Annotated in this window: 4 protein-coding genes and 1 CRISPR repeat array; of the genes, 3 read left to right on the top strand and 1 reads right to left on the bottom strand. The window is 66.6% G+C overall.

Annotated elements, in window-relative coordinates:
* Nucleotides 1–159: 159 nt before the first annotated feature.
* Nucleotides 160–768: direct repeats of the CRISPR family, unit length 34 nt; unit sequence GCAGCGAGCGTCTGGTTCGCACCTCCGTTGGCAC.
* Nucleotides 769–1289: 521 nt separating this feature from the next.
* The 3 genes from VD964_RS22090 to VD964_RS22080 are packed head-to-tail and all read left to right on the top strand — an operon-like array spanning nt 1290 to nt 6569.
* On the top strand, nt 1290–2087 hold the full coding sequence (locus VD964_RS22090; protein ID WP_324870652.1) for a damage-inducible protein: 798 nt from the start codon (nt 1290–1292) through the stop codon (nt 2085–2087).
* The gene (locus VD964_RS22085) at nt 1975–3549 is read left to right on the top strand and encodes a DNA polymerase Y family protein (RefSeq protein ID WP_324870651.1); all 1575 of its coding nucleotides are present in this window, start codon (nt 1975–1977) and stop codon (nt 3547–3549) included. Before VD964_RS22090 ends, VD964_RS22085 begins: the two co-directional genes overlap by 113 nt.
* Complete coding sequence (locus tag VD964_RS22080) at nt 3546–6569, top strand: error-prone DNA polymerase (RefSeq protein WP_324870650.1); 3024 nt, start codon at nt 3546–3548, stop codon at nt 6567–6569. Before VD964_RS22085 ends, VD964_RS22080 begins: the two co-directional genes overlap by 4 nt.
* Nucleotide 6570: 1 nt before the next feature.
* On the opposite strand, the gene VD964_RS22075 is transcribed toward VD964_RS22080, so the two are convergent.
* A complete protein-coding gene (locus VD964_RS22075) occupies nt 6571–7641 on the bottom strand; it encodes an IS630 family transposase (protein WP_324870649.1) in 1071 nt (356 codons plus the stop codon).
* Nucleotides 7642–7701 lie beyond the last annotated feature (60 nt).

The following is a 7701-nucleotide window of genomic DNA, read 5'->3' as shown; positions in this document are numbered from 1 at the left end:
AAGGGCCTTGTGCGACCTGAGCCTGCCGGCATCCTGTAAGCGGACGGACGCGGCGACCAGCTTGCTGGTGCAGTCAATCACGCAAGTGTCCCGAGCTTGAACTCAAATCCCAGCTGTCTCATTCGCGTTGACACGTACCGTTGTCTTAGTTAGGCCGTCGCAGCGAGCGTCTGGTTCGCACCTCCGTTGGCACAATTCGGCCGGATGCGTAGTTCTTAATCAGCGCGCGTCGCAGCGAGCGTCTGGTTCGCACCTCCGTTGGCACTCGAGCTTGATCGACGCCAACGTCGCGCTCGTGCCAGTCGCAGCGAGCGTCTGGTTCGCACCTCCGTTGGCACAAGTCCAAGTTTTGCCCCTCATAGACGCTTCCGAGTCGCAGCGAGCGTCTGGTTCGCACCTCCATTGGCACTCCGGCTTCCAACGCACGAACTGCGACAGATCAGCGTCGCAGCGAGCGTCTGGTTCGCACCTCCGTTGGCACTTCCCAGCCACAACTTCAAACACCCCAGGCCAGGGGTCGCAGCGAGCGTCTGGTTCGCACCTCCGTTGGCACACGCGGATGATGGTGGACCCGGAGTATGTGGCGCGTTGCAGCGAGCGTCTGGTTCGCACCTCCGTTGGCACTAGCTATGACTTTTATCACGGGTCTGGTCGGGCGGGTTGCAGCGAGCGTCTGGTTCGCACCTCCGTTGGCACCCCTGTGGGTATGTGGGCGATGGGGGTAAAGGCCGGTCGCAGCGAGCGTCTGGTTCGCACCTCCGTTGGCACTCTGGATCAGCGGTATTGGGGCTTGGCGCGTTGATGGTCGCAGCGAGAAGCGGTTTCGCACTTCTGTTGGCACCCGGACCCATCCCTAGGAGGCGCATAGCGCGTGGCGGTTTCGCACTTCCGTTAGCACCACCGGATGATGACGGACACGATCCGCGGTCGCATCAAGTCGCAGCGAGAAGCGGTTCCGCACCTCCGTCGGCACCATCCAGCCGCCGCGCCACGGACCATCAGCGTAAGCTGCGCCGAGGGTCAAATTCCCACCTGACACAGCCAGTGCAGCCATGGACGTGCGCCATGTCCGCGTAGGGGTGCTCGATCTTCTGCCGAATGGAGCCGGCGCGCGTCTTCACTTCCAGTCGCTATGGCGTTGCTTAACAGGGAGCAAGCTGCGGTGGTGTGGATCGCTTGCACATGGCAACGGCAGGGTGAGCAAGGAGCCAAAAACCAAAGCTTGACAGTGCTCCTGTTTTTGGCGAACAAAAAGGGAACATAATCCTTCCCTTTCTGTCTCAAGAGACATGCATCCTGAGCCGCGCCCTAGCATCGCCCTACAAGACCTGCGCAACCGCATCCATCAGCTGGAGATTGGCGGGCGGCGCGCCATGCGCGTGCTGCCCTTCGGTATCAGCGAGGTCGACGGTCGGCTGCCAGGTGGCGGGCTGGCGTTGAGGGGCGTCCACGAGGTGGCCGAGGGCGGCGATCTGGGCGTGATCCACGCTGCGGCGGCCACCCTGTTCGCAGCGGGCATCCTGGCTAGAATGACCGGGCCGGTACTCTGGTGTCTGCGGGCGTCGGACCTGTACGCTCCGGCGCTGTCTCAGGTCGGCCTGGATCCGAACCGGGTCATTTATGCCGAGGCGCCCGATGAAAGGACGCTGCCTCTGCTGGTGGAGGAAGGGCTGCGCCACCGCGGGCTCGCGGCCGTGGTCGGTGAACTGGCCAAGCTCCCCATGGTGGCGTCCAGGCGCATGCAAATCGCCGCCGAGCATTCCGGCGTCACAGCCATCATCCTGCGCCGATGGCGCAGCCCGGCCGCGGCTGCCGCCGAGATCGGCCAGCCGACGGCTGCCGTCACCCGTTGGCGCGTTTCAGCCCTGCCGTCCAGCCCACTGCCAGCGCCGGGGATAGGCCGCAGGCGATGGCGGGTGGAACTGGTGCGGTGTCGTGGGGGCGTGGCAGGCGAGTGGGACATTGAGGGCTGCGATGAAGAGGGTCGTCTCGGTCTACCTGCCCACTTGGCCGACGGATCGGCTTCGCGTCAGGGCACGCTCATCGAAGGAACGGCACGAGCGGTCGGGCTCCGGTTCGGCACTTGAGGCCGACGAGCCGCCCGGCACACCCTTCGTCATCGCATCGACTGGCGCACAGCGCGTCATCACCGCGGTGGACGCCGCCGCGCATCGGCTCGGCCTACGCCGGGGCATTCCGCTCGCCCATGCACGGGCGAAGGTGCCCGGCCTGACGATAGCCGACGCTGATCCGGATGCCGATGCCGAGGGCCTGCACCGTCTGGCACTGTGGGCGCTCCGCTATAGCCCGATGGTGGCAGTGGACCCGCCCGATGGCCTCTGGATCGACATCACCGGCGCCAGCCATCTCCTGGGTGGCGAGCGCCCGCTGCTCGACGATCTGATCAGCCGCCTCGCCGGCATGGGCGTTGCTGCGCGGGCTGCAGTCGCCGGTACGCCGGCGGCAGCCAATGCCATTGCCCGCTTCGGGCATCGCCCAGTGTCTGTGATCGACGATGCGCTGGAGACGGTGTCCTCGTTGCCGGTGGCCGCCCTCCGGCTGGGATCTAAGATGACCGTCGAACTCCGACGCCTGGGCTTCGAGACCGTCGGCGATCTGGAGGCGACGCCGCGTGCGCCTCTGGCCCATCGTTTCGGTACATTGCCCGGCCGGCGGCTGGATCAGGTCTTCGGCCGCGTTGCCGAACCGATCGTGCCTGTCGTGCCGGTCGAGACCGTCCAGGCACGACGCAGTCTGGTCGAACCAATCAGCACGGCCGAGGCACTACAGGCCGTCATCGGGGCGCTGGTGCAGGACCTCTGTGGGCAGCTGGAGCAGCATGGGCTGGGCGCCAGGACGCTGGACCTGCTCTGGCACCGCGTGGACGGCACAATGCAAGCTATCCGCGTCGGCACGGCGAAGCCGGTGCGCGCAGCTCCACACCTCACCCGCCTGCTTGTTGAGCGCATCGACAGCGTCGACCCGGGATTCGGGATCGAGATCGCCATTTTGACGGCCACGCTTGCGGAGCCATTGTCGGCTGAGGAGGTCGGCCGGCTGGTGGCCGGGGAGACCGATCCCGGGACGTTCGACGAGGTGGCCACCATCGCCGGGCTGGTCGATGTGCTGGGCAACCGGATCGGCCACGACAGGGTTTTCCGGTGCGCGCCGGTGGAGAGCGATGTACCGGAGCGGTCGGTCACGCGCATCCCCGCCCTGGCGCCGCCGGTACCAGCCGGTTGGCCCTCCAAGTGGCCGCGGCCGGGACGCCTGCTGACGCCACCGGAGCCCATTGAGACGATGGCCCTGATGCCCGATCACCCGCCGATGGCCTTCACCTGGCGCGGCGTGCGCCGGCTCATCAAGCGAGCGGATGGGCCTGAGCGGATCCATGGCGAATGGTGGCGGCGTGACCGCGAGATGGCGGCCGCGCGCGACTACTATGTCGTCGAGGACCATACGGGCGAGCGCTTCTGGCTCTACCGATCCTGGGAAAGCTCCCCGGACACCGGGCCGATGCGATGGTTCATCCACGGGCTGTTCGGATGAGCGCGGCCGGGCAGGGGCGGGGTCCCGCAGGCTCGACATACGCCGAGCTCCAGGTGACAACCCACTTCAGCTTTCTTCGCGGGGCCAGCAGCTGCGAGGAGTTGTTCTCGCGGGCGGCGGCGCTGGGAATTTCCGCGCTGGGCATCGTCGATCGGCATTCGCTGGCGGGCATCGTCCGCGCCCACGAGGCGGCGCGGCAGACCGGCGTCCGGTTGGTCATCGGAAGTCGGCTTGACCTAACCGACGGCACGGCCCTGCTGCTGTATCCCATGGACCGGGCGGGCTACGGTCGGCTCTGCCGACTGCTGACGCTCGGCAAAGGCAGGGCAGGGAAGGGGGCCTGCGATCTGTCCTGGGAGGACGTCGCCGATTGGGCCGAGGGCCTGCTGGCCATCCTGGTGCCGGATGAACCGGACGACCGCTGCGCCCGGCAACTGGCGCGGCTGCGCCACACCTTTCCCGGCCGGTGCTACGTGGCCCTGACGCTCCGCCGGCGACCGGGCGATGTCCTGCGGCTGCACCTGCTGTCAGAACTGGCCGCGACCCACCGTGTGCCGACTGTGATGACCAACGACGTCCTCTATCACGCGCCGGACCGGCGCATCATGCAGGACATCGTCACCTGCATCCGCAAGGGCTGCACCATCGATAGCGCCGGGTTTCGGCGGGAGCGGTACGCCGACCGCTTCCTCCAGCCACCGTCAGAAATCGCCCGCCTCTTTGCCCGACATCCGGAGGCGGTGGCCCGTACGCTGGAGATCGTGGAGCGATGCAAGTTCGGGCTGGACGAGCTGCAGTACCAATACCCTGAGGAGGTGGTAATTCCAGGCCTGACGGCGCAGCAGTCGTTGGAGCAGCTGACCTGGTCGGCCGTTGCCGACCGTTATCCCGATGGCGTGCCGGAGAAGGTCCAGGCCGTGCTCCGGCACGAGTTGCGGCTCATCGACCAGTTGGGCTACGCGCCCTACTTCCTGACCGTCCACAGCATCGTCCGGTTCGCCCGGTCTCGTGGCATCCTGTGCCAGGGTCGGGGCTCGGCGGCCAACTCAGCCGTCTGCTATGTGCTTGGCGTCACCAGCATCGATCCCGAGCGTCACAACCTGCTGTTCGAACGCTTCGTATCGGCCGAACGTCGGGAGCCGCCGGACATCGACGTCGATTTCGAGCACGATCGCCGAGAAATCGTCATCCAGTGGATCTACGAGACTTACGGCCGTCACCGTGCAGCTCTGACGGCGGTGGTCACCCGGTACAGGGCGCGTGGTGCCGTCCGTGACGTCGGCAAGGTGCTCGGGCTCACCGAGGACGTCACGGCGGCACTGGCAGGGCAGATTTGGGCTTGGTCGGATGAGGGTGTCGAGGAGCAGCACGCGAAGGAGCTGAACCTGAACCTGAAAGACCGGCGTCTGCGTCTGACGCTGGAGCTTGCGCAACAGCTTATGGGCACGCCCCGGCATCTGTCGCAGCATCCGGGCGGTTTCGTGCTGACGCAGGACCGGCTGGACGAGCTCGTGCCGATTGAGCCTGCCGCCATGGAGGACCGGCAGGTCATCGAATGGGACAAGGACGACATCGACGTCCTCCGCATCATGAAGGTCGACATCCTGGCGCTGGGGATGCTCGGCTGTATGCGCCGGGCCTTCGAGTTGCTGGAGGAGCACAAGGGCATCCGCATGGACTTGGCCAGCATCCCTGCCGAGGACCCGGCGACCTACGCGATGATCAGGAAGGCCGACACCCTGGGCGTCTTCCAGATCGAGAGCCGAGCCCAGATGGCCATGCTGCCGCGGATCAAGCCGCGGACCTTCTATGACTTGGTTATCCAGGTGGCGATCGTCCGGCCGGGCCCGATCCAGGGCGACATGGTGCACCCCTACCTGCGCCGCCGCGAGGGACTGGAGCCGGTGGACTATCCCACGCCCGAGCTCGAAGCTGTGCTGGGATCGACTCTGGGCGTCCCGCTCTTTCAGGAGCAGGCGATGCGGGTGGCCATCGAATGCGCCGGCTTCACGCCCGGCGAGGCTGACCAGCTGCGGCGGGCTATGGCCACCTTCAAGCTCACGGGTGGTGTCAGCAAATTTTCGAGCAAGCTGGTCGACGGCATGGTGGCGCGCGGCTACAGCCGGGAGTTTGCCGAGGGTACCTTCAAGCAGTTGGAGGGGTTCGGGTCCTATGGTTTCCCGGAAAGCCACGCAGCGAGCTTCGCGCTGATCGCCTATGCCAGCAGCTGGATGAAGTGCCACCATCCCGAGATCTTCACCTGCGCCCTGCTGAACGCTCAGCCCATGGGCTTCTATGCGCCGGCGCAGATCGTTCGGGACGCGCGCGACCACGGCGTCGAGGTCCGGCCGGTCGACGTCAATTCCTCGCGCTGGGACTGCACGTTGGAGCCAGCGGGGCAGGGCAGGTTGGCCGTCCGCCTCGGACTCCGGCTGGTGAGAGGGTTGGCCAACGCCGCCGGCGCCGGGATCGTCGCCGCCCGCGAGGATCGTCCCTATGGCGACGTTGAGGACCTATGGCGTCGGGCGGGTGTGCCGGTCGCGGCACTACGCCAGCTGGCGGCCGCCGATGGCTTCGCCGGTATGGGGCTTACGCGTCGAGAGGCTGCTTGGGCCATCCGGGCGCTCCGGGATGAGGCCCTGCCGCTCTTCGCGGCCGCCGGGGCTGCGCAAGAGGCGGTGGAGCCGGAGGTCACCCTCAGGCCGATGAGCGGGGGCAGGGAGGTGGTGGAGGATTACACGATGATGGGCTTGAGCCTGCGCAGCCATCCTGTTGCTCTCCTCCGCCAGGACCTGCGAGGGCAGGGCAGCATCACCTGCGCCGATCTCGCTCGCACGCGGGACGGACGCAGGGTGACGGTGTCTGGACTGGTACTGGTCAGGCAGCGGCCGGGATCGGCCAACGGTGTGTTGTTCCTGACGCTCGAAGATGAAACCGGCGTCGCGAACATCATCGTCTGGAAGAAGCTCTTCGAGCAGCGGCGGCGTATTATCGTCGGAGCCAGCATGCTAGTGCACTGACTCATTCAGAAGGTGCAGGCAAACGGCTGAGTTTATCGAGGATGGTGTCGGCCGGCCTGGTCCAGACGAAGGGCCTGGATGCCCTGTTGTGCTCGCGGATGTAGCGGGCGATGGCGTCCTGGAGGTCGGCCACGGACTTGAACACGCCGCGCCGGATGCTCCGTCGGGTGATGATGGAGAAGAAGCCCTCGACGGCGTTGATCCACGAGGCCGAGGTGGGCGTGAAATGGAAGACCCAGCGCGGGTGATCGGCCAACCATTCCAGCACCTTGGGATGCTTGTGGGTGGCGTAGTTGTCGACGATCGCGTGGATCACCTTGCCGACCGGCACCACGCGCTCAACGGCGTTCAGGAACTTGATGAACTCCTTGTGGGTGTGCTTGGGCAGGCAGCGGCCGACCACGGTGCCGTCCAGGGTGTTCAGCGCGGCGAACAGCGTGGTGGTGCCGTTGCGCTTGTAATCGTGCGTCATCGTCCCACACTTGCCAGGCTTCAGCGGCAAACCCGGCTGGGTGCGGTCGAGCGCCTGGATCTGGCTCTTCTCGTCGATGGACAGCACCACCGCGTGGCAGGGCGGGTCCATATAGAGGCCGACGATGTCCTCCACCTTGGCGGCGAAAGCCGGATCGTTGGACCGCTTGAAGGTGCGCAGCCGATGCGGCTGGAGCCGGTTGGCTTCCCAGATGCGCTGCACGGCGCGCAGACTGATGCCGACGGCCTTGGCGACCGCTCGGCCGGTCCAGTGTGTCACGGCGCTCGGTGGTTCCGAACAGGTCAGCGCCAGCACCTTGGCCACGGTGGCGGTCGGCAGCGGTGCCCGGCCGGGCTTGCGCGTCTTGTCGCGCAGCAGCGCATCCACGCCTTGTTCGGCGTAGCGCACCTGCCAACGCCAGACCGCCGGGCGGCTGACACCGGCCCGGCGCGCCACCTCCTGCACCGGCAGCCGCTCGGCCGAGAGCACGATGATGTTCACCCGCTGGACATGCTTGTGCGGGCGGTTGCGGTCGCCGAGGAGCGCGGCCAAACGCGCGCGATCCTCTGCTCCAACGATGACGCTGACGGTCTGGGCCATGCCGACAGAATCGCACATCAGCAGGCCGCTGTGAATCCTATGTCTGCGTCAGTGCACTAG

Source organism: Azospirillum sp. (assembly GCF_035628975.1).
In the GTDB taxonomy this organism is placed as follows: Bacteria; Pseudomonadota; Alphaproteobacteria; order Azospirillales; family Azospirillaceae; genus Azospirillum.
Note: the sequence above shows the minus strand (reverse complement) of the source record. Positions and strands in the feature narration are given on the sequence as shown.